The sequence below is a fragment of the Mesonia sediminis genome (assembly GCF_042684705.1).
GTDB classification, from domain to species: domain Bacteria; phylum Bacteroidota; class Bacteroidia; order Flavobacteriales; family Flavobacteriaceae; genus Mesonia; species Mesonia sediminis.
The window spans coordinates 103,644-126,182 of record NZ_JBHULZ010000014.1 but is presented as its reverse complement, the minus strand read 5'-3'; the positions used below and the strand labels follow the sequence as shown (position 1 = coordinate 126,182).

17 protein-coding genes are annotated in these 22,539 nt (G+C 36.5%); 9 read left to right on the top strand and 8 right to left on the bottom strand.

Annotated features, from left to right (window positions below):
• The first annotated feature begins 143 nt into the window (after window positions 1-143).
• The 6 genes from ACFSQ0_RS03115 to ACFSQ0_RS03090 all read left to right on the top strand — a co-directional run bounded on the left by ACFSQ0_RS03115 (window position 144) and on the right by ACFSQ0_RS03090 (window position 7,576).
• Window positions 144-773 carry a hypothetical protein gene (locus ACFSQ0_RS03115; protein ID WP_379043972.1) on the top strand — a complete coding sequence of 210 codons (630 nt, stop codon included), beginning with the start codon at window positions 144-146 and terminating at the stop codon, window positions 771-773.
• 59 nt (window positions 774-832) lie between these two features.
• Window positions 833-1,705: a hypothetical protein gene (locus ACFSQ0_RS03110; protein WP_379043969.1), complete on the top strand. Its 873-nt coding sequence runs from the start codon at window positions 833-835 to the stop codon at window positions 1,703-1,705.
• An 831-nt stretch (window positions 1,706-2,536) separates the two neighbouring features.
• Window positions 2,537-3,934, top strand: coding sequence for an arginine decarboxylase (locus tag ACFSQ0_RS03105; protein ID WP_379043966.1), 1,398 nt, complete (start codon window positions 2,537-2,539; stop codon window positions 3,932-3,934).
• Window positions 3,924-4,799, top strand: coding sequence for an agmatinase (speB, locus tag ACFSQ0_RS03100; protein WP_379043963.1), 876 nt, complete (start codon window positions 3,924-3,926; stop codon window positions 4,797-4,799). The genes ACFSQ0_RS03105 and speB overlap by 11 nt, the downstream gene beginning before the upstream one ends.
• A 67-nt stretch (window positions 4,800-4,866) precedes the next feature.
• Window positions 4,867-5,847, top strand: a complete 981-nt coding sequence (locus ACFSQ0_RS03095; protein WP_379043960.1) for a deoxyhypusine synthase family protein — start codon at window positions 4,867-4,869, stop codon at window positions 5,845-5,847.
• 196 nt (window positions 5,848-6,043) lie between these two features.
• Window positions 6,044-7,576 (top strand): carbon-nitrogen hydrolase family protein, encoded by a 1,533-nt coding sequence (locus tag ACFSQ0_RS03090; RefSeq protein WP_379043958.1) that lies wholly within the window; start codon window positions 6,044-6,046, stop codon window positions 7,574-7,576.
• 33 nt (window positions 7,577-7,609) lie between these two features.
• Here the strand turns inward: ACFSQ0_RS03090 and ACFSQ0_RS03085 are convergent, their stop codons facing one another.
• The 6 genes from ACFSQ0_RS03085 to ACFSQ0_RS03060 all read right to left on the bottom strand — a co-directional run bounded on the left by ACFSQ0_RS03085 (window position 7,610) and on the right by ACFSQ0_RS03060 (window position 16,406).
• Window positions 7,610-9,811, bottom strand: coding sequence for a PepSY domain-containing protein (locus ACFSQ0_RS03085; protein ID WP_379043955.1), 2,202 nt, complete (start codon window positions 9,809-9,811; stop codon window positions 7,610-7,612).
• A 27-nt stretch (window positions 9,812-9,838) separates the two neighbouring features.
• Window positions 9,839-10,318, bottom strand: a complete 480-nt coding sequence (locus ACFSQ0_RS03080) for a DUF2271 domain-containing protein (protein ID WP_379043952.1) — start codon at window positions 10,316-10,318, stop codon at window positions 9,839-9,841.
• Between the two features lie 8 nt (window positions 10,319-10,326).
• The gene (locus tag ACFSQ0_RS03075) at window positions 10,327-11,811 is read right to left on the bottom strand and encodes an ankyrin repeat domain-containing protein (RefSeq protein WP_379043949.1); all 1,485 of its coding nucleotides are present in this window, start codon (window positions 11,809-11,811) and stop codon (window positions 10,327-10,329) included.
• Between the two features lie 100 nt (window positions 11,812-11,911).
• The gene (locus ACFSQ0_RS03070) at window positions 11,912-13,195 is read right to left on the bottom strand and encodes a hypothetical protein (RefSeq protein WP_379043947.1); all 1,284 of its coding nucleotides are present in this window, start codon (window positions 13,193-13,195) and stop codon (window positions 11,912-11,914) included.
• An 11-nt stretch (window positions 13,196-13,206) separates the two neighbouring features.
• Window positions 13,207-15,618 carry a TonB-dependent receptor gene (locus ACFSQ0_RS03065; RefSeq protein ID WP_379043944.1) on the bottom strand — a complete coding sequence of 804 codons (2,412 nt, stop codon included), beginning with the start codon at window positions 15,616-15,618 and terminating at the stop codon, window positions 13,207-13,209.
• Between the two features lie 218 nt (window positions 15,619-15,836).
• Complete coding sequence (locus tag ACFSQ0_RS03060; RefSeq protein ID WP_379043941.1) at window positions 15,837-16,406, bottom strand: ComF family protein; 570 nt, start codon at window positions 16,404-16,406, stop codon at window positions 15,837-15,839.
• Window positions 16,407-16,568: 162 nt separating this feature from the next.
• Here ACFSQ0_RS03060 and ACFSQ0_RS03055 point away from each other — a divergent pair, with 162 nt between their 5' ends.
• From ACFSQ0_RS03055 to ACFSQ0_RS03045, 3 genes are read left to right on the top strand one after another with little or no spacing between them, the layout of a single operon-like run.
• Window positions 16,569-17,441 (top strand): hypothetical protein, encoded by an 873-nt coding sequence (locus ACFSQ0_RS03055; RefSeq protein ID WP_379043938.1) that lies wholly within the window; start codon window positions 16,569-16,571, stop codon window positions 17,439-17,441.
• A gap of 54 nt (window positions 17,442-17,495) precedes the next feature.
• Window positions 17,496-19,037: a glycine--tRNA ligase gene (locus ACFSQ0_RS03050; RefSeq protein ID WP_379043935.1), complete on the top strand. Its 1,542-nt coding sequence runs from the start codon at window positions 17,496-17,498 to the stop codon at window positions 19,035-19,037.
• Between the two features lie 7 nt (window positions 19,038-19,044).
• Complete coding sequence (locus tag ACFSQ0_RS03045; RefSeq protein ID WP_379043932.1) at window positions 19,045-19,254, top strand: hypothetical protein; 210 nt, start codon at window positions 19,045-19,047, stop codon at window positions 19,252-19,254.
• Between the two features lie 105 nt (window positions 19,255-19,359).
• On the opposite strand, the gene asnS is transcribed toward ACFSQ0_RS03045, so the two are convergent.
• Both asnS and ACFSQ0_RS03035 read right to left on the bottom strand, forming a co-directional pair.
• Window positions 19,360-20,802 carry an asparagine--tRNA ligase gene (gene asnS / locus ACFSQ0_RS03040; protein ID WP_379043930.1) on the bottom strand — a complete coding sequence of 481 codons (1,443 nt, stop codon included), beginning with the start codon at window positions 20,800-20,802 and terminating at the stop codon, window positions 19,360-19,362.
• Between the two features lie 288 nt (window positions 20,803-21,090).
• Window positions 21,091-22,539 (bottom strand): fused MFS/spermidine synthase (locus tag ACFSQ0_RS03035; protein ID WP_379043927.1); only part of this gene is annotated, 1,449 nt, incomplete at its 5' end.

Sequence of the window (22,539 nt, the reverse complement as noted above, 5' to 3'; positions counted from 1 at the left end):
AAAAATGGAACGCTAAAAAACATCTAATTTTAATGAAAAAATTAACCGCATAATTTAACTAACGAAATTTAAAAGAATACTCTTGTTTTATAGGGGTCAAAACATGTTATTTGTTTAACTTACCCCACCAATAAATTAAAATCATGAAAATAAATTATTTAAAAATCACTCTTGCCTTAGTTTGTTCATTAGCAATTTTTAGTTGCTCGAAAGATGAAGAATCCATTAATACAGAAAATGAAGTGTTTGAAAAAACAACTTTTTCTACAAGCAGCATCTACTACGATGTTTTGAATTCAGATAACCCTCAAGAAAGCTACGACGCTTTATCTAATGAAGATAAGGCTATAGTTTGGCAAACTAAATATGAGATTTTTTCTGAAAACTCAAATTTAAATGAAGAACAATTAGATGCCATTAATAATTTATCAGAATTCGTTTATAATGCTCAATTGAATCAAGATTACAATCTTGAAGAATCTTATGAAATAGAAAAACAGTTGATTATGTCTGGTTTTACAAACACCGACTTGAAAAATCTTATAATTGCTGTAGATAATCCATTTGAACCTGCCCCAGGAAACCAAACTGAATGCTTGGTTTGCTCAGTAATTGTTGAAGAAGGGCCTTGCCATGCTGAAGAATATAATGGACATACACATTTAGTAAAAGACGTAAAAGTTGTAAAGAAATTTTTAGTCTTTAAAAGTGAACCAAGAGACGCTCAAATACCTTGTTCTGATGAAGAAATTGAAGATTGGTTTAATGGTTAATAAATATTATTAAAGTTAAATAGTGAGGTTCATCAAAATGAGCCTCACTAATACATATTATGCAAAATTTTTTTTTACAAATTCTTTGTTTTTTTCTACCAATAATTACTTTAGCACAAGTAAAAGAAATTAATTTATTTGATGGGAATGATGCTATAAATGAGTTTCAGCTTTTCCTTTATTATAAAGATTCTACAGAAGTTCTTTACAACAACAATTCTAATAAATTAATAATTCATAAAAGTCAAAAGAAAAATTTAGACTCTTTATTTATTCATTATGATGGTTTCTATTCGCAAAAATTAGAACTTTCAGAATTAGAAAAAGATTCAATAATTTTAGATAAAAGTTTGCATTTGGAAGAAGTAATCATTAAGAAGAAACTGAATTATGAAATACTAGGGATTAGGAAGGAAAAAAGAAAAATAAATGGTTTTGGTGGTGGTACAGTCTCTGGAAAATTAATTCAATTAAATGCTGAAGAATATGTAAATGCAAAGGTGAAAAATATTAACCTATATATCAAAAAAGGTTTTACTGGTTTTTACGGAAATAAACATCGGAGTCAAAATAAAAATATTCAATTTCTCATATTTCAATCTAACTCAAAAAACCCCAATGACAGCATAATAAATTTACTTCCAAATAAATTGATTGTTAATACTAAAAGTATTAAGAACGATTGGTTAAAAGTTGATTTAGATAATGAAAACATTATCCTGAAAAATTATAAATATTTATATATAGGTTTTATAAATCTGCAGGGGTCTCTCGAGTATGGAGTAGTTTATAATAGAAAGTTAGAAAATCCACCTGCTTATTTTGAAAATTCATATTATGAAATAAATAAAAAATGGTTACCTATAAATTACATAGAGAAATATAAAAAGTTAGAATCTGTTCCGGCTATTTATATTGAAACTGTCAAATAAAAATATCGTTAAAGTTAAAATTAGAAAAGAGAAAATAATACTATAATATATAGAGCCATAAAGCGAGCCATTTTTATGATATATTCTAACAATATTAATAAAAACAAATAACTAACAGCTAGCGGTTTATCCTTTTAATCGAACTAGGATTTTTATTCAAAATCCAGTTTCTTCGGAAGTGCGGGTTCGATTCCCGCCTTGAGTACAAAAGACGAAACCCCTTGTATTTACAGGGGGTTTCAGCGTTTTATAAGGGTATAGTTTACCATGAAAAAAACGTACAAATTGCAAAGTGAACCTATAAACGAACCTATTAGAATAGAAATAGTTTTGGCTAAAGTAAGCCAGCGCCCACGATAAGCTACTGGATTGTACTTATTAAATAGGAGTAATTTTTTGTTTAAATTGGATACCTCTAATTCAGGCCATACCATTTTATTTGTTTTGTCGCTTTAAAATAGTTGTTGGCGCTAAATTTTTATGCCTTAGCGGTGATGTAATATTTGCGTTATTTAAATGAGTAAGTTTATAGATGTTCAAAAATTGAAATAAGATTTTGATATAAAGCAATAGTTTATTTTTCTGGAAAACAGTAATTTATGAGCCTGTTATGTAGGAATTTTGGAGTGTGTAAAATTATTTAAAATTTAACATTTAAACTATTTTTTTATTTATAAAAAAGTATTCCATTTGTACTTATAAACGCGTCTGTTATAAGGCTCTAATTTCTTACAAGATAAAATTCGTTAAGCGTACTATTTTTTTATTTCTGCAATAGTATTTATATATTTAAATAACTAAAATATTGACGATTTACCCTTTACACATTCAATGAACACAAAATACATCGATTTAATCGAACAAACTTTTGATTTTCCTCAAGATGAATTTCAATTGCAAAATGATCAACTCCGTTTTCACGGAATAGATCTGATGGGTTTAATCAAGGAGTACGGAGCTCCTTTAAAATTCACCTATCTTCCTAAGATTTCAGATAACATTCAACGAGCTAAAAGCTGGTTCAATGGGGCAATAGAGAAACACGCTTACCCAGCGAGTTATAATTACTGTTATTGTACCAAAAGTTCGCACTTTAAGCACGTTTTGCACGAAGCTTTGCGCAACGATATCCATATTGAGACTTCCTCGGCTTTTGATATCGATATAGTGCAAAACTTGAAAAAAGAAGGCAAAATCAACGAGCAAACCTATGTGATTTGCAATGGTTTTAAACGCGATCAATACATAAAAAACATCGCTCAACTGATTAATGAAGGGCATGAAAATTGTATCCCAGTAATCGATAATTATGAGGAGATAGCATTGTTAACCAATCAAACGCATAAAGATTTTAAAATCGGTATCCGTATCGCTTCAGAAGAAGAACCTAAATTTGAGTTTTATACTTCACGCTTGGGTATTGGTTATAAAAATATTGTTCCGTTTTACGAAGATCAAATCAAGCATAATGACCAAATCGAGCTTAAAATGCTTCATTTTTTCATCAATACAGGTATCCGTGACAACGCTTATTACTGGAACGAGCTTCAAAAATGTTTGCGTGTGTATACGCGCTTAAAAAAAATATGTCCCACGCTAGATAGCTTAAATATTGGAGGCGGATTTCCTATTAAAAACTCGCTTGGGTTTGATTATGATTATGCCTATATGGCCGATGAGGTGATTAATCAAATTAAATTATTCTGTGAAGAAGAAGGTGTAGCTCCGCCGCATATTTTTACCGAGTTTGGCAGTTTTACTGTTGGAGAAAGTGGAGGCGCCATTTATGAGATTTTATATCAAAAACAACAAAACGATCGTGAAAAGTGGAATATGATTAACTCATCATTCATTACCACCTTACCCGATTCTTGGGCCATTAATAAACGTTTTATCATGCTGCCCATCAACCGTTGGAGCGATCGCTATGAACGGGTGCTTTTAGGTGGTTTAACTTGTGATTCTGATGATTACTACAACTCAGAACAGCATATGAACGCCATTTATTTGCCGCGCTATGATAAGGAAAAACCTTTGTATATCGGATTTTTTAACACCGGCGCTTATCAAGAAACCATTGGTGGTTTTGGTGGTTTACAACATTGTTTAATTCCTGCGCCCAAACACCTGCTAATACAAAAAAATGAAGACGGCAGTCTTTCAACACAACTCTTTAAAGAACAACAAAAAAGTGAAGACTTACTTAAAATTTTAGGTTATGAACACTAAAAGAAACTATGCGGGAATTCCCGACAAATATGCACGTATAGATGATGCCAAAGTGGTATTAATACCTGTGCCTTATGATGGAACCAGTACCTGGCAAAAAGGTGCAGATAAAGGTCCAGCTGCATTTTTGGAGGCTTCTGAGAATATGGAGCTATATGATATAGAAACCCAAAGTGAGGTATATAAACAAGGTATTTATTTAGCTCCTGCTGTTTCAGAAAATTCTTCGCCAGAAAAAATGGTCGAGAGCGTTTATAAAACGGTAAAAAACTATTTGAAACAAGATAAATTTGTTACGCTTTTTGGAGGGGAACATTCGGTGTCTATTGGTAGTATTCGTGCATTCAGCGAAAGCTTTGAAGAGCTAAGTGTAGTTCAAATCGACGCCCACGCCGATTTGCGTAAAAGTTATGAAGGTTCAAGTTGTAATCACGCTTGTGCGTTGCACGAGGCAAGTAAAAACACCAACCTTATTCAGGTAGGAATACGATCGATGGATGCTTCTGAAAAAGAGTTTATGGACGAAACTCGGGTTTATTTTGCTCACGATTTATACGAAGACTGGATGGATGACGCTATAGGACAAATGACCCCTAATGTTTTTATCACCATAGATTTAGATGCCTTTGACCCTTCTATATTACCCGCAACAGGAACCCCAGAGCCCGGTGGATTACTATGGTATGAAACCTTAGATTTTTTAAAGATGATTTTTAAAACAAAAAATGTAGTCGGTTTTGACATCGTAGAACTTTGCCCCAATGAAAATCATAAAGCTTCAGACTTTTTAGCGGCAAAATTATATTATAAAATGCTGAGTTATAAATTTAATGCTTCCAAACTGAGGGAAGCCGATGAATATTAAAATAAACTAAATAGAGATCTGTAAAGCAGTTACTTTTCATAGATTTCTTAATGTAAAATCTACCGCTATGAATAAACCTATTTCACAATTTATAGAAAAATATTTTTTGCACTTTAATGCTGCTAGTTTAGTTGATGCCGCCAAAGGTTATGAAAAGCAACTCAAGCAGGGATCAAAGATGTTGGTTTCCTTAGCTGGGGCAATGAGTACCGCAGAACTGGGTAAAATTTTTGCCGAGATGATTCGCCAAGAGAAGGTGCATATCATTTCTTGTACAGGCGCCAATTTAGAAGAAGATATCATGAATTTAGTGGCGCATTCACACTACAAACGAGTGCCTAATTATCGCGATTTAACCCCCCAAGATGAATGGGATTTACTAGAAAAAGGACTCAATAGAGTTACCGATACTTGTATTCCCGAAGAAGAAGCTTTTAGGCGTATTCAAGAGCATATTGTAAAAATTTGGAAGGATGCAGAGGCCAAAGGCGAGCGCTACTTTCCGCACGAGTATATGTATAAGCTTTTACTCTCTGGTGTTTTAGAAGAACACTATGAAATTGATGTTAAAGATTCTTGGATGTATGCGGCAGCAGAGAAAAATTTACCTATAGTGGTTCCCGGTTGGGAAGATAGTACTATGGGAAATATCTTTGCTAGCTACGTAGTTAAAGGTGAATTAAAAGCTGCTACCGTAAAATCTGGAATCGAATATATGACTTTCCTAGCCGATTGGTATACAGAAAACACAAAACCAGAGGTGTCTAATGGTATTGGCTTTTTTCAAATAGGAGGTGGTATTGCTGGTGATTTTCCTATTTGCGTGGTACCCATGCTTTACCAAGATTTAGAACGAACCGACACTCCATTTTGGAGCTATTTTTGCCAGATTTCAGATTCTACCACTAGCTATGGCTCATACTCTGGTGCTGTGCCTAATGAGAAAATTACTTGGGGTAAACTCGATATCAATACCCCGAAATATATCATCGAGAGCGATGCTACCATCGTAGCTCCCTTAATTTTCGCCTACTTATTAGGCATGTAATCGCTACTTCTAAGCAAAAAAATTGCTGTGAAGCCTATAGACGATAATTAACCAACAAGCAATTGAAAATTATTTTCAATTGCTTGTTTTTAAATGAGATATACTTTTTTCTTTCAATATGAAGCGCTTTAAACTTATAGCTACTTTTTCCCTTATCGCCTTTCGCAAAATAACATTTGTCTAAAACTGTATATTAATGAATAACCAAGCTCCTCATATAGAATTGCGCTACCTGTCTTTAAACGATTTTGAAGACTTAAAAGAAGTTTTTATCGAAATTTATGGCGATGCACCCGATGCGTATTGGAAAAAAGAAGAGTTAAGAGAATTGCTTAAAACTTTCCCTAAAGGGCAAGTCGTGGTAATGGTTAACGGGAATCTAGCCGGTTGTGCCTTCTCTATTGTTGTCGATTCTAAAAAGCTAGACGAGAAACATACCTATGAAGATGTGGTGGGTGATGCCAAGTTTAAAAATCATACGCTAAATGGCGATATGCTTTACGGAATTGATATCATCATAAAAAGAGAATTTCGTGGTTTGCGTTTAGGAAGGCGACTTTATGATTACCGCAAAGAGCTATGCGAACAACTCAATTTAAAAGCGATTGTCTTTGGTGGTAGATTGCCCAATTATCACAAATACGCCCAAGAACTAACGCCTAAAGCCTATTTAGAAAAAGTACGCAATTGCGAGATTGAAGACCCTGTGCTTAACTTTCAATTGGCCAATGACTTTAGACCTGTAAGAATTCTCTCTAATTATTTAGAGGGAGACCAGCAGTCAAAAGAGTATGCGGTATGGCTACAATGGGATAATATTTACTACACTAAAGACAGCAGTACGCCTATGTCTACCAAAACAGAGGTGCGTTTAGGCTTAGTACAGTGGCAAATGCGCTCATATAACAATTTAGAAGAACTGCTGCATCAAGTTGAGTATTTTGTAGAATCTCTTTCGGGCTACCGATCAGATTTTGCGTTGTTCCCCGAGTTTTTTAATGCGCCTTTAATGGCAAAATACAATCATTTATCAGAAGCCGAAGCTATTCGTGAATTAGCGGGCTATACACAGCCTATAAAAGAAAAAATGATGCAGCTAGCCGTAAGTCATAATATTAATATTATTACCGGTAGTATGCCAGAAATTATAGAAGACAAGCTATACAATGTGGGTTATTTGTGTAAAAGAGACGGCCTCGTAGAGCAGTTTAAAAAAATTCATGTAACTCCAGATGAGGCCCAAATTTGGGGGTTGCAAGGCGGAGAAGAATTTCAGGTTTTTGATACAGACTGTGGTAAAATAGGAATATTAATCTGTTACGATGTTGAATTTCCTGAGCTTTCGCGGATTCTAGCTCTAGAGGGGATGCAAATTTTATTTGTTCCTTTTTTAACCGATACCCAAAACGGATACTCACGCGTAAAACTTTGCGCCCAAGCCCGTGCGGTAGAAAACGAATGCTATGTGGCCATTGCTGGCAGTGTGGGTAATTTACCAAAGGTGCATAATATGGATATTCAATATGCACAATCTGCTGTTTTTACCCCTTCAGACTTTAAATTTCCGTACGACGGGGTAAAGGCCGAAACCACACCCAATACCGAAATGATTTTGATAGCCGATGTAGATCTTGATGCCTTACGCGATTTGCATAATTTTGGAAGCGTAAAAAACCTAAAAGATAGAAGAGAAGAGCTTTATGTGCTTAAGCGGAATAAATTAACCTAACACAATTAAATAAGTTGGCAGACTAAGGTACGATCAATAACAATCCATTTTAAGCTGTTTTCTGCTCTCATAATAGCAAAGTGCTTTTTGGTTGTGCGTGAGCGCAATTTTGTTGAGACATGCTAAAACCGCCTCTTGCATGACTACTGAACCACAAATCATAAAAACAGCTTTGTTTTTAAGTGCGTCGGCAATAAATGAGGCATCTTTTATCAACAGGTCTTGAACATAGCTTTTCTCCTGATTAGTTTCGCGCGAAAAAGCCAATTTTAAAGTAGATAAGTTACCTTCTTGTTGGGCACGTTCTAGATGCTCTCGGTAGGGAGAAAATTGTTCTTGATTGCGGCCACCCCAATATAAGCATACTTGTTGTTTGGGATGCTGGAGCATACCTAAAAAAGGGCCTACACCAGTACCCGTGGCTAGCATAATAACTTGTTTTGCGCGTTTGGGTAAATGAAAGTTTTTGTTTTTCACCAAACCAGCGCTTAGCTCGTTGTTTATATTTAATTGATACAGCCAGTTGGAGACTACACCAAATTCATGACGTTTTACCGCAATTAACATTTCATTGTCTTTAGATTTACCAATAGAATACAATCGTTCGCGTTGATCTTCTGGTGGAACTATCGATAACAAATCTCCCGATTTAAACTTTAACCTCCCTTTGGGCTTTAAACAAAGTAAAAAGCTAGCATCTAATCCTTGTCCTTTTTTTATGTTTTGCGTGCAAACTAATTGTTGTTGCTTTATTTTTCTTGGTTTGACGATGTTTTTGGGTATTCTGGCAGGAATATTTAACCTATCGCACCAATCCATCATCCAAGTTTTAAAAGCTTCGGTAGATTGGTTGTTTATGCTAGTGTAAGGCATTTCTTCCTTAAAGTAATTTGTTTCGCTTAAAGCGGATTGCACTTCTTTAGCAAATGCACAAAAATGTGGGTAGCTTCTCGAACCAAAACCCAAAACAGTAAAACCAATTTCATTTGATGTGTGCTGTTTTTGTAAGTGTTTTAGAAATTTTTGAGCGTTGCTAGGTGCTTCACCATTTCCGTAGGTGGCGGTCATAATAATTAGGTGCTCAAGTTTAGGCTTTAGTTGCACTTGGTTCATCTCTGCCAAGTAAACGCGTTTTCCTAACCGAATCAATTCCGCGTAAAGCGCTCTTGCAAAATTAAAAGTAGTTCCGCCTTCAGACCCTACTAGAATAAGATGAGTACAGTCTTTAAGCGCATAATGATTCTTAATTTTTCCCGATTGCCTGGACCACATAATTTTAAAGCCAGAATAAATAAAAAACAAAATTCCTATACTAGCCAAAACAAGTATGATAGACCACAGCCAGCTGCCTTGACCGGTATGCAATATCATACTATAATGAGCTAAAACGTGGCTTATAGGGTAGGTGTGCGCACTGATGATTTCCCCGTTAAACTGATTGACTATAAAGTGTTGTGTGCGTGTTTGTAAACTGAAATAATCTTCGGGGAAAGGCGAGAAAGGAAATTCTACGCGTTTCAAATCGCCTAACATGGTCTCATTAAAGATTTTAAATCTACTTACTTTTTGCGGTTCGCTTTCTTGCCATTCGTGCTCATCTAATTGATGCTTGGCATCGTTTGGGGTTATGAGGTTAAATTGAAGCAAGCTAAGATAGCTCCCGCTTAGAGCGATAATTAAAATGGGTAGCAATAACCAACGTCCTAAAAGCGCATGCCATAACGGATAAAATTTGTCTTTTATAATGGGTTTAAACCACTTTTTAAAACCGCCTTGGCGTTTACTAACGAGAAAAATTCCGCTTAAAGCGATAAAAAACAACACAAAAGCAGTTAAGCCGATAAGAAAACGCCCCGTAGATTTTAAAAATAAAGAGCGGTGTAAGGTTTTTGCCCATAAATAGATAGGTTTTTCGGGCTCTTTAACCGCTAAAATCTCCCCGGTGAGCGGATTGATATAAACCTCTTGGTTTTCACCCTTGGCATTCACCACCGATGCCAATACACCACCGTTGTTGTCTACCTCTAACCAAAGTACTTCTTCCTGAGATTGGCTGAGCTTTTCAAGCGTGCTAGCTAGGCTAATATCTTCTAGGGAGAAGCGGTTGTGTTGTTGCAGCTTTTGATCTATTGGGGCTAGCCCGAGTATAATTCCGGTTAAACTGGCCAATGCCAGAAACAGAAAACTTACCCAGGCTAAGGCCAAGTGAATCAATCTCCAAGGGGATATACTCATACAAGCGCTCGTCTAACTTTTGTTGCTTTATTTTTGTTCGAGTAGGCGTACGTACCGTATGTAGCCTTTACCTTCTTGTTTTTGTTTGAGGTTTTCTTGGGTGAGCTCAAACTCCAAGTCTGTTGCAAAATAATCTTGATCTTCTACAGCGGTTTCAAATCTTAGCTTGTAACCTGCATCTATGGTGTGTGTGGGTATTTCAAGTATTTTTATGGCACGCTCCCCACCGCTAATGGTGGCTCCCGTTATAGCGTCTATGCTTTCGGTCTTTTTTTGCCAATGTGCATACCATTGAGGAAGGTCTTTGTACCACTCTGAGTCATCGCCTAAAACTTGTAAGGTTTTTTGGTATTCGTTGGCTTGGTTTACCACCGATACTACTACATAAGCGCCTTCTCCTTCATAATTCTTTAACTGAATAAGGCACTTATATGAGGAGCTAGTGTTGGTGTTAAAAGCCATTAAGGCTAATAGAAATATACTAAGTATTGCAGATTTGATTCGCATAACTTGATTTATGATTTTAAAAATTGGATGTTTTCATTCTTTAGTAACTCGTTTTCACGTGCCATGTCATAGGCGGTTTCTTCAAAAAGCGTTTTAATGCTTGGGTCGGCACCGCGTTTCACTAATTCTTTCAACATTTTGCTGTCTTTTGCCGTTAAGCTTATTTTATGAAGTAAGGTTACTCCCTCGTCATTTTGGGCGTTGATATCAACCCCCTCTTGCAACAATGCGTCGATCAAGTTGAGGTCTTCTTTTTCGGCAGCTAAATGCAATAGGGTATTCCCGTTACCTTGTTTCGCTTTAAAGTTAAGATTTTTGGCTTTAAGCAATTCCCATTTTTTATAAAAATCTTCTTTTGATCGCGCTGAGTATCCTGCAATCAAATGACCCAGTAGGGTTCTTTGGTCTTGACTAACGATATTGGTATGCGCTCCGTTTTCTAATAATATCGCTACTATCTCTGAGCTATTGTTTTGTACCGCTAAACTCAATGCACTTTCACCTGCTTTATTGGTGTGGTTAATGCTTTGACTTTGGTCTAACACAAAATTAACCACTGGTAAATTATTGTGCGAGGCAGCATATAGTAAAACGGAATTCCCATGATTATCTATAGCGTCTATATCAACTTTTCTAGAGAAGAAGTAATCGAGGTTTTCTGGGTGTGAATTATTTTTTGCCAAATAATGGAGTATGTTTTTGTTTTCCTGATCTTTTTGAAGCGGATCAAGCTCTAGACCATTCAAGTATTTAAAAAATTCAAGTTTATTATCGCCTGCGCGACTACTGCTTGCTGCTTGATGAAACAAATTGGTATTATCTTTATTAATGTCTTTATAAGCTACTCCTTTACGGATTAGTTCGGTCATTATTTTTTTATTACCGGTTACCGCCGCATAATCAACAGCATTTTTTCCAGTTTTGTCGGTGTGATCTATCGGCAATCCTTTTTTGATGAAGTAGTCTAAAATTGACCAGTCTTTTGCGGTCCCTGCCAACACTAAAAGAGCGTTTATTCCTTTGGGATTTGCATAGGCTGGATCAACTCCATTTTTAATTAAGATATCATAAACCGCTGTGTTTTCAAGTCCAGCCCGTGCCGCAAACATAATTGGGCTATACAGCCGGTTGTCAAAAACTTTTGGGTTTGCTCCCTTTTTAAATAAATAATCGAGCAGGGCCACATTACCTCTATTGGCCGCCCAAAAAATATAGGTGCGTTTGTCGTGGGTAAGCTTATTTACTTCGTTTCCTGGTAGCTCTAAAAGATATTTAATACTAGCATTAGAAACTTTATTAAGAATGGCGTAGCTTACGGCATCAAAACCGCGAGAGTTTAAAGCAGTTGGACTATTACCTTCTTTTATTTTTGCTTCAATGGTGGCGATATCGGGATTTTGTTTCCAGAAATCGGCAGACCAAAAGATATTATCTTGTGCATTTGCCGATAAACTCAGCAAAAGTATCAGGCTTATTTGAAGTAAATGTTTCATAATGTATTATGTCTAGTTTTAATAATTGTAAAAGTCGGACTTTTATAAAAACCTGCTCCATTTTTAGAGCAGGTTTTTGGTTTTAGTTTTGGGTATTTTTTTAATAAACCCCCAAGTAAAATGAATCTGCTCCGTTTTCTAGCTGTGCACCAACTTCAAAAGCATCTGGCGATGTACTGTTAGGATCAAATTTATAGATGTTACCCTTTTGCCCTAGTGGGGTAATAGCCATATAGAATTTACCATCTCTACCTACCACACCCGATTGGTAGTACCACATCCACAGGTTATTAGGAAGGTTTAATTTGGTAGCTGTTTGGTTATAAATATCAATACGTGCTACTCCCCAAGCGGCTTCTTCTTTTCCTCGACCTTTGCTAGCATCGTAAAAAGGAACGTAACCGATTCCGTTACCTACATAGAACCAACCGTTTGCACCCACTTCGGCCATTCCTAAAGCATTAGCTAAATCAAATGAGTAGCTGTTGTCGTAGTCTTCGTTACTTATTTTTAAAAGCTTAGCAGGGTTGCTGGTTAAATGATAAATATCACCTTGCTCGTCACCGTGATAGACAGGAGTTCTGTATCCATAAGTAGAACCTTGAGCATTTTCAGACCGTAAAAATTGTAAATTGGTCAATTCAGGATAATCTACCACCATAGTAGTTGCTTTATAGGTTTCTGGGTTTACGTTTTCACCCGTAGCAGGATCAAACTGGCGCATTGCCACCCCATAGTAAGCCTTTCCGTTTTTGATAGTCGGGTTATCTATTCTCCAGATATGGTAGTTCTCCTCAAAACTTGGTATTTCCAATACGCTTTTTTCTTCTAAACTCATATTCTCTAAACCAATATTCTGTAATACGGCCTCAGACTTAGTGTAAGTGTAGTTCTCGTTCTCATCGTATTGGTTTTCGGTGTTAATCGTATGCACTAAAGCATTGTCTTTGCTTACCACTGTCCAACGCGGGTAGGCGGTACCCATTGCTACCTGTACATTAGTTTCGGCTAATTGGGTATAATTCGATCCGCCATTTACTTGGTATTTATAAATCATGCCGCCACCATAGCTAAGATTATATAAAAATTCACCCGAAGGAGATCCGTAGATTCTAGCTGTTCTTACCGAAGGTACTTCAAAACCTTTACCGTTAAAACTGATGTTACCCTCAGAGATATTTTCAAGTGCCTGTGCGTAGGTTCCCGAGTTACCCTCAGAACTTACTCCAAATACCACATTGTAATAGGACTGGTTCCCAACAGGCGGAGTGGTTTTGCTGCCGTTATCATCATCAGTATCACAGCTAAACAAGCTTAATGAAAGGCCAATCGCGGCAAGCAAATTAATTTTACTTTTACTTAAAAAGGTGTTTTTAAAAATCATAGTATTTAGGTTTATATTGCGTTATAGGTTATTTTAAAATAGAAGGCTCTACCTGGTTTTTGCAGTGCCCAATTGTCGAATAAATGCTCGTTGGTAATGTTCTTGGCATCAAAGCCAAGTACAACCTTGTTTCCGGGAAAACGGTAATTCACCCCTGCACTGTGCACGGCTTGTGTGGGTATATAAGCTTTACCTTTACTGGCTAGGCTTTCCCAGTTTCTAAAAAACCGATGCGTATAGCCAAAATTGTAGTGTAAATTGAGCCCGTGGTTTTGCTTAAATAAATTTTTAAACTCATAATTGGCATATAAATTACCCGTTAGAAATGGAGCATTACGCAAGCGGTCGCCATAATAAATGTATTCTGAGCCATACTCATCGAACTTTAAGTTATAACGGGCATTAAAATTAGATAGGTTGGCGGTAAGGGTAAAGCGCTTGTCATAGTTATAATTCATTTCGAGGTCTACCCCTGTACTGCGTACCTTACCTAGATTTTCAAATCCGTATTGATCGGTGATATTGCTTGCAATTCCACGTACAATCATATCGCTAATATCTCTTAAGAAAAAATTTATATCCGCTTTAAGCTGATGTTTATTGAAGCTAAAGTTGCCTAAACTTGCGCCTAGATTTACATTGGTGCTGTTTTCTGGTCTTAAGTTGTAAGTAGGTAAAATATTTTCTGAAGTATTACCTAAGAGCTCAAATATCCCTGGCATGCGTATGGCTTTTTCTACCGAGCTGGTAATCAAAATTTCATCGGTCAAAGCATAGGAGAATGCTGCACCATAGCCGTTAAAACTTATTTTTTTATCATACGCAGTAGCGGTAAGCTTGTCTTGTCTTTTGGTGTAGTCTGTAAGCTTTACTTTTTGGTGGTAGTTCTTAAAAAATAAGGTTGAGCTGAGCTTCTCTTGTAACCATTTGGCTTCATAAGAGAAACTGAGAATGGTTTTACTTAAAAAGCGCGTGTCAAGCAGTTCATTTTCGGCCTCAGGTAATTTTGGGTCGTCTATATCCCGAGTAAATTGGTTATAAAAAAAGTTAGCATTTAGTTTCTGAGTATCAGAAAAAGAATATCCTAATCCGGTTCTATTGGCAAAGTTCTTCTCGTTATTATTGGCTAACGTAGCGGGGCCTGCCTCTCCTCCTGAATTTCTCCAATTAATGGGGTTGCCATCTTGATCTCGAACAATCTCGCCCAACCAATTATACATATAAGGGATAGTGTCAATAACTTTACGATTGGTTTGCGAATAAGATACAAAGGTTTTTGCGCTTAGATTGGGTAAGATTAAGTTGTCTTTTTCGTATTTTAAGTTAAACATACGAGTGTCGCGCTCAGACCTTCTATTGCCATAAACCACATCCATGGTTGCACCGGTTTGTATGTCATTATCCATATCAGAAAATAGCAAACCTAGACTCAACTCATCTGCAAAAGACTTATCGCGTAAACTTAAATTGGCTTGAATACCCTTAGACTCATAACTATCGTGAAACCGCTCTGCCTTAACATATTTTACTTTACCCGTTTGCGGATTAATAACATAAACATTGTCTCCGTAAACCTCATAATTATTATCGGTGTAAGCATAAAAAGCACCTATTTGAGCATTAAGTCCGGTTTTACTATCAAATAAATTAGCGTTCACGTCGGCCTGGTGGGTATTAAATGAGCCGTAACCATAAGCAACCGAAAGCTTGTTCTTTTTTTCTTTCTTAAGAATTATATTTATGCCGCCACCTAAAGCGTCTTCGGTAAGGTGACCTGGTAGCACCCCTTTGTAAATTTCAATTCGTTCGATCATACTGGGCGGTATGTTGTTTAAAGAAAAGGCTTTACCGTAATTGCGTAATGGGATTCCATCTATAAAAATGCGAACAGAGTTTCCCGTTAGACCATTTAAATTAAAATCGATATGAGAGCCTAATCCTGCAGATTGTCTTATTTTTACCCCTGCCGATCGATCTAATAACTCACTGGCGACTACATTTTGTACCGTATAGGCCTGTGTGTTTACCACCTCTATATTGTAGCCCTTTTCTTTGCTTTCGCGGATTTTAGATTTGCTTTTAATTACAACGTCTTCTAAAGCAAAATTGGTTTCTTGTTGTAGTGCTATATAAAGATTGTCTGAATGCTCGCTTAAATCGGTAGTGAGATGAATTTCTTTTTGTCCAAAAGGTTGAATAATGACCTCATATTCTTGTGCGGCTAAGCCCGAAATATTAAAATAACCTTGCTCATCAGAATACGCCGATTTTGCATTTGCAGGAACATAAATGAGTGCCGATACCACAGGGCTACCATCTTTAAAGACTACCTGTCCAGTTAGGCTCCTTAAATTGGTCAACTCTTGCGCCTGCAAGTCTAAAAGACCGAGTCCCGTGATAAAAAGTACAAGTAAAAACCTCATTTGTTACTTAAATTTATTCTAAATAAGCGCAAATGTATAACTTTATCTAGATTAATTATAAATAAAAAACGAGATAATTAGCGGGTTGGTTTTGAAACTGTTTAATAAAAATGCGAAGAAAGTGTCTTTAATTGTTTTACTGATTTTATTTGTGTTAAAAAATTATTAAGTTGAAAGAGATGAGTCTATTATTTGATAAAATGAATAAAGTGTTAAAGTTAGATAGTTAAAGCCATACTGGCGATGCTAATTTTAAGTCCGGGTATATCCAATAGTTTTTTAGCACAGGTTTCTAAGGTTGCACCGGTAGTAATAATATCATCTACCAATAGAATATGTTTGTTTTTAAGTAACTCAGTCCGCTTTAAAGCAAATAGATGGTGTTGTAACTGGGCACGGGCAAATCTATCTTTAAAAACTTGTGTTTTAGAGGGATTGTTTTTTATGAGCACTTGATGGGTGTATTTAGTCCCAAGTGCTTTTGCTATTTCTTGTCCAAATCCGGCTACTTGGTTATAGCCTCGCTTTGCCAATTTGCGCTTATGTAACGGTATGGGAATTACATAATCTATATTTTGGTAAGCAGTTACTTCTTTTAGAATAGCACCCAACCATTTTCCCAAATAAAAACTAATTTCAACCCGACCTTTATACTTTAATTCATGCATTAAATGTTGCACCAACGAGTTTTTCTCAAAAATAAACAAGCTACAGGCATTCTCTAAGGGTATTCTTCCCGAAAATACTTTTTTTACTGTATTTTCGTTGGTTAATTGTGCATTGGCCATCGGTAACAAATAATGACAAGCCAAACAAATTACTTGTTCACTATTGAGTAGGTGCTCAGCACAACAGGCGCAGGTTTTTGGAAATAAAAAATTTAATAACAAGATTAGTTGCTTTTCATTAGGCTTGTTTAATTTACGTAAAATTCTTGAAAAGAGAGGCTTATGAATATTCAGAATAATAAAAACATACTCAAGGTACTCATGCTAATGCTTGCCGGGATCTTGATAATCTCTGTGTTTTTTACGCTAAATTTTTATCAAGAAAACAAAAAAAACTTGGCTATTATAGCACAGGAAAAGGAACGTTTACGCACCGAATTAGATGCTTTACGCAAGCAATATGCGCAAGTAATTCAAGAGAATAAAGAGCTAAAGCATCAGGTACAAAAAGACGCCGACCGAATTAAGGGTTTGTTAGATAGTTTAGATGTGCAGCAAATTGATTTGCAACAACTTTCTAAAGTTGAATTACTAGCTATCAAATACAAGCAAAAAACCAACGGCTTGCAAAGACAAGTTGATAGTCTACAGGCTTTGAAGCGTAATTTAGAAGACGATGTTAAATTGGCAAAAGCAGCCCAAATGCGCGAGCAAAGAAAGAGCGATTCCTTAGTAAGGGAGAACCAGTTGCTCAATAGTCAATTAGATAATGCTTCACAGCTTGAATTTGGGCAAAATAAAGTGCATGCCAAGGCATCGGTCAGGCCAGGGAGTAAATCAATCCGTAAAGCAAAAAAAACACGAGTTTTAGAAATTTGCACCCAGATTCAAGCTAACACGTTGGCACAGGCAGGGGAGTATGAAATGTATATTCAAATTATCAATCCTAAAAACAACCTTCTAGGGAGCAAAGGGAACCTTAGAATGGGCAGTCAAAAGTTGGTTTATTCTCTAAAGCATAAATTTAGTTATGAGCAAAAGCAACTTGATATTTGTATGCATTTTGAACAAGAAAATTTTATAGCGGGCCGCTATGTAATCAACTTATTTTTTGGTGACCGTAAGGTAGGCACTCAAGAGTTGAATCTAGAATAAAAACCTTAAAAAAGACAAGATAAAATATTGGTATAATATTACTATTTTTGTGCTATGGCAAAACAACAAGACACATTTAAACAAGTAATAGCCCATGCTAAGGAGTATGGCTATATTTTTTCATCTAGCGAAATCTATGATGGATTAAGCGCCGTTTATGATTACGGTCAAAATGGAGCAGAACTCAAAAAAAATATAAAAGATTATTGGTGGAAAAGCATGGTGCAAATGCATCAAAATATTGTTGGCTTAGATGCCGCGATTCTTATGCATCCTACCACTTGGAAAGCCTCGGGTCACGTAGATGCTTTTAACGATCCTTTGATTGATAACAAAGACTCTAAAAAGCGTTACCGCGCCGATGTTTTGGTAGAAGACTATGCAGAGAAACTTAATCAAAAGGCAGAGAAGGAAATTGCCAAGGCTAAGAAACGCTTTGGAGATGCTTTTAATGAGGAGGAGTTTGTAAGCACCAATCCGCGTGTATTGCGTTATCGTAAAGAGCAAAAAGAAGTGCTGGAGCGTTTAGCTAAATCACTTACCGAAGAAGATCTCGCCGATGTTAAAGCTTTAATTGAAGAATTAGGGATTGCTTGTCCCGAAACCGGTTCAAAAAACTGGACCGATGTTAAACAATTCAACTTGATGTTTGGCACTAAACTAGGTGCTTCGGCAGATTCAGCTACCGATTTATACCTACGACCTGAAACCGCTCAAGGTATATTTGTAAATTTTGCCAACGTGCAAAAAACGGGGCGTATGAAAATTCCATTTGGGATTGCTCAAATAGGTAAAGCCTTTAGAAATGAAATTGTAGCGAGACAGTTTATTTTTCGCCAGCGCGAATTTGAACAAATGGAAATGCAGTTTTTTGTTCGCCCAGGCGAAGAACTCAAGTGGTTTGAGTATTGGAAAGAAACCAGACAAAATTGGCATCGATCATTGGGCTTAGGCAATGATAATTATCGTTTCCATGATCATGAAAAAATGGCTCATTACGCCAATGCCGCTACCGATATCGAGTTTAATTTTCCATTTGGTTTTAAAGAATTAGAGGGCATACATTCTAGAACCGACTTTGATTTGAAAGCCCACGAGCAGCACTCTGGTAAAAAATTACAGTTTTTTGATCCTGAATTGAATAAGAATTACACCCCTTACGTTATTGAGACTTCTATAGGACTCGACCGTATGTTTTTAGCGGTTTTCTCTAGTGCTTTACAGGAAGAAGAATTAGAAGGAGGCACTACGCGAACCGTCCTTAAATTACCTGCTATATTGGCACCTTATAAAGCGGCCATCTTGCCGTTAGTTAAGAAAGACGGTTTACCCGAAATAGCCGAAAAAATAGTAGAAGATTTACAGTGGGACTTTAATGTGACTTACGACGAGAAAGACGCCGTAGGTAGGAGGTATAGAAGACAGGATGCTGCTGGAACTCCTTTTTGTATTACTGTAGATCACGATACTTTAGAAGACAACCAAGTGACTATTAGACACCGTGATAGTATGGAGCAGCAGCGCGTACCTATTGCGCAATTACGTGAAATAATAGGAAAAGCAGTAGATTTTAGAACCTGGATGCAACCCCAATAAAATTTTTATGTTAAAGCAATTATTAAAATATACGCGCTATGTGGCATTAGGAGCCTTTTTTATTTGCTTTATATTGTTGCGATTTGAGTGGGGGAAAGCTTTAATTTCAATGGATTTGCAAAACTTTTTTGTGTTGATTTATCTGATTGCGGAGGTGTTTTATTTACGACTGCAAGTGAAGAGTCAAAAAGAAGAAATAAGAAGGCTTAAAGAATAGAATAAAAAGCTATAAATAAAAAACCCAGTGAGAACTGGGTTTTTTTATGTTTAGATCCGCCTTGAGCGTAATAATAAAATTAATTCTTAGGCATATGAAGAGCTATTAAAACTCTGCGTTTTGGGGTGTTCTAGGAAAAGGAATTACGTCTCTAATATTACTCATTCCGGTTGCGAAAAGCACCAAACGTTCAAAGCCCAGTCCAAAACCACTGTGAACACAAGAACCAAAACGGCGGGTATCTAGGTACCACCATAGTTCTTCCTCGTCTATATTAAACTCTTTCATTTTTTCTTGTAGTACCTCTAAACGTTCTTCACGTTGCGAACCACCTACCATTTCGCCAATACCAGGGAAAAGAACATCCATTGCTCTAACGGTCTTGCCGTCTTCATTTAAACGCATATAAAAGGCTTTTATTTGCGCAGGATAATCAAATAAAATCACTGGGCACTTAAAGTGTTTTTCTACCAAATAACGCTCGTGCTCACTCTGCAAATCGGCACCCCACTCTTCAATTAAATAATCAAACTTCTTTTTCTTATTCGGTTTAGAATTTTTAAGAATTTCTATGGCCTCTGTATAGCTTACTCGTTTGAAATTATTTTCTGTGATAAACTTTAATTTTTCTCGTAAGGGCATGGGCGCTCTATCTTTTTCGGGCTTTGCCTTATCTTCTTGAATTAAGCGGTTTTCTAAGAATGCGAGATCATCATCACAATGAGTAAGCACATAGTTTAAAACATATTTAATAAAATCTTCGGCCAAATCCATATTGCCATCTAAATCACAGAAGGCAACCTCTGGCTCAATCATCCAAAATTCAGCTAAGTGTCTTGAGGTGTTTGAGTTTTCTGCTCTAAACGTAGGTCCAAAGGTATAAACTTGACCAAGGCCCATTGCATAAGTTTCGGCTTCTAACTGTCCGCTAACGGTAAGATTGGTTTCTTTACCAAAGAAATCTTCTTTAAAATTTACTTTACCATTTTCATCTTTGGCAGGGTTGTTTAGGTCAAAGTTAGTAACGCGAAACATTTCGCCTGCACCCTCGGCATCACTACCCGTAATAATAGGCGTGTTTACGTAATAAAATCCGTTTTCATTAAAGTATTGGTGCACCGCAAAAGATAATTTGGCACGTACGCGCATAATTGCACCAAAGGTATTGGTACGTACGCGTAAGTGAGCTTGCTCTCTAAGTTTTTCTAGACTATGACGCTTAGGAGAAAGGATGGTTTTTTTTACATCATCAGAGTTGGCTTTACCTAGAATAGTAATCTCTTTGGCAGCAATTTCTACCTTTTGCCCTTTACCTTCACTTTCTTTTAAAGTTCCAGTAATATGTAGGGCAGCGCCAATATTAATTTCATCTAAGATTTCTTGTGGTGTATTTTCAAAGTCAACTACGGCTTGTATATTATTTATCGTAGAACCATCATTAAGAGCAATAAAGCGGTTACTTCTAAAGGCACGTACCCATCCTTGCACGCTTATCTCTTGCAGTACAGGATCGGTTTTTAATACTTCTACAATTTTTGTATTTTTCATGTCGTTTGCATTTGTAGGGCAAAGATAATTTTTTCGACATAGCTTTTAAAACCCTAAGACGGGAATTTTGGTTGCTTTCAACTTAATTCGATTCTTGTTAAGTCAAAAAAGCGGTTTAAGGCTAAAAAATTAAGTTTACGATTACCCCGAATTTTTTAAAAGCAGCCTTTGTGGTTTGTACCGCCCAGTGAATAGTGGGAGCAGAATCTTATTGATGTTCTAAAAGTTGAACGATTTTTATTATGAAGCTTTATCAATTATTTAGGGCCGGTAGTCTTCGGCTTTAGCTTAATTTCGCTTTTCGCGGATATGTAAGTAGTGATCTCTAAGTAATATGTCGGTTTTATTTTTATCATCGGTAAGTAATTCCGCTGGGACGGAAGTATCAAAATCATTTAAAAAAACTTCATATTGACTAATGGGACCCGCCGAGAGTAGCATGTCTTCAGCAACAAATATATTGTTTTTATCTATGGGTTTATTTTTGGTGGCAACAAACAAAACATCGCCATACCGATTATTGGGTGCTTTAACGGGATTGAACATACTAACCTCAAATCCGGCTTGACCAAGCGTTTTATGCAGGCTAGGTACAAACTTGTTTTTAGAAAAATCTTGAATACCGCCATGTTCAATTATTAAGGTGCCTTGATCGGGTAATAGCTCATACATTTTTTTGAAACTTTCTAAGGTTACCAATTGCTTGGCTACATTTTCGCCAACAATAACATCGAGTACAATGATATCGTATTGTTTTTGTGCGGTATTAATAAAGTAGCGCCCATCGGTAATATGACTTTTTTCGGGGTGTGGTTTCATTTTAAAATACTTTACCCCATAATCATAAATGCGTTGATCAATCTCTACGGTTTCTACATCTATATTGTACAATTGCATGTCTGAGTATATATTACCTGCACCTAGACCTACAATTAGTGCTGATTCTTTCTTAGGCAATTGTCCTACCAAATTGCGAATAAAGTTTACATAATAAACCAAACTGGCTTTGGGGTAGTTTAACACGGCTTGATTTTGCATCACGTTATTTACCTTGAGCATTCTAGCTTTAAAGGGACGACCGTCTGGACTTTTTAAATTTTGATTACTGATACTGATTTCGCCTAGCAAACCTTCTGAATATTCTACTAAACTTTCTCCCTTAGCGTGAATGGGAGAGTATTCTTGATAGCTTACATAAGCTTGCCTAAATTGGGCTAAAATTATCAATGCTAAAACCAAGCCCATCGGTACAGAAATTTTTTGCCGTAATAATAGTACAGCCGAAAATAATATTACGAAAGCACCTAATAGAATAACCGGTAAGCTAATACCGTATTTAGGAATAATTAGAAACCCGAAAAGCAGCGTGAATAAAATACCGCCAAAAGTAGAAATGGCGTAGATGTTACCAGCAGATTTGCCTGCCCGCTGTACCGTTTGGTTGATTTGCTCAATGATCATTGGGCTCATCATACCCATTAGAAAAACGGGAGGAAATAAAAAGATAAGTTGAGAAAGTATAATGCCGGTAAAAAATGGGAGCTTAATGGTTTCTTGCATAACGGTTCTACCTAAGCTAGGCTGTAGCATCACCATTAAGCCACTGATAAGAAAAACTAGAAAAATGGCTTTTGGTGTGCTTGTTTTTGTTTTGGTGGTAGCATAACCACCGGTATAATAACCTGTCATTAGGGCTAGCAAAGTAATTGACAAAGTTGAGGCCCAACTGTAAAGAGA

Coding starts and splice junctions, on each gene's coding strand:
- ACFSQ0_RS03115 (WP_379043972.1), top strand. CDS start 144: ATGAAAATAAATTATTTAAAAATCACTCTTGCCTTAGTTTGTTCATTA.
- ACFSQ0_RS03110 (WP_379043969.1), top strand. CDS start 833: ATGCAAAATTTTTTTTTACAAATTCTTTGTTTTTTTCTACCAATAATT.
- ACFSQ0_RS03105 (WP_379043966.1), top strand. CDS start 2,537: ATGAACACAAAATACATCGATTTAATCGAACAAACTTTTGATTTTCCT.
- speB (WP_379043963.1), top strand. CDS start 3,924: ATGAACACTAAAAGAAACTATGCGGGAATTCCCGACAAATATGCACGT.
- ACFSQ0_RS03095 (WP_379043960.1), top strand. CDS start 4,867: ATGAATAAACCTATTTCACAATTTATAGAAAAATATTTTTTGCACTTT.
- ACFSQ0_RS03090 (WP_379043958.1), top strand. CDS start 6,044: ATGAATAACCAAGCTCCTCATATAGAATTGCGCTACCTGTCTTTAAAC.
- ACFSQ0_RS03085 (WP_379043955.1), bottom strand. CDS start 9,811: ATGAGTATATCCCCTTGGAGATTGATTCACTTGGCCTTAGCCTGGGTA.
- ACFSQ0_RS03080 (WP_379043952.1), bottom strand. CDS start 10,318: ATGCGAATCAAATCTGCAATACTTAGTATATTTCTATTAGCCTTAATG.
- ACFSQ0_RS03075 (WP_379043949.1), bottom strand. CDS start 11,811: ATGAAACATTTACTTCAAATAAGCCTGATACTTTTGCTGAGTTTATCG.
- ACFSQ0_RS03070 (WP_379043947.1), bottom strand. CDS start 13,195: ATGATTTTTAAAAACACCTTTTTAAGTAAAAGTAAAATTAATTTGCTT.
- ACFSQ0_RS03065 (WP_379043944.1), bottom strand. CDS start 15,618: ATGAGGTTTTTACTTGTACTTTTTATCACGGGACTCGGTCTTTTAGAC.
- ACFSQ0_RS03060 (WP_379043941.1), bottom strand. CDS start 16,406: ATGGCCAATGCACAATTAACCAACGAAAATACAGTAAAAAAAGTATTT.
- ACFSQ0_RS03055 (WP_379043938.1), top strand. CDS start 16,569: ATGAATATTCAGAATAATAAAAACATACTCAAGGTACTCATGCTAATG.
- ACFSQ0_RS03050 (WP_379043935.1), top strand. CDS start 17,496: ATGGCAAAACAACAAGACACATTTAAACAAGTAATAGCCCATGCTAAG.
- ACFSQ0_RS03045 (WP_379043932.1), top strand. CDS start 19,045: ATGTTAAAGCAATTATTAAAATATACGCGCTATGTGGCATTAGGAGCC.
- asnS (WP_379043930.1), bottom strand. CDS start 20,802: ATGAAAAATACAAAAATTGTAGAAGTATTAAAAACCGATCCTGTACTG.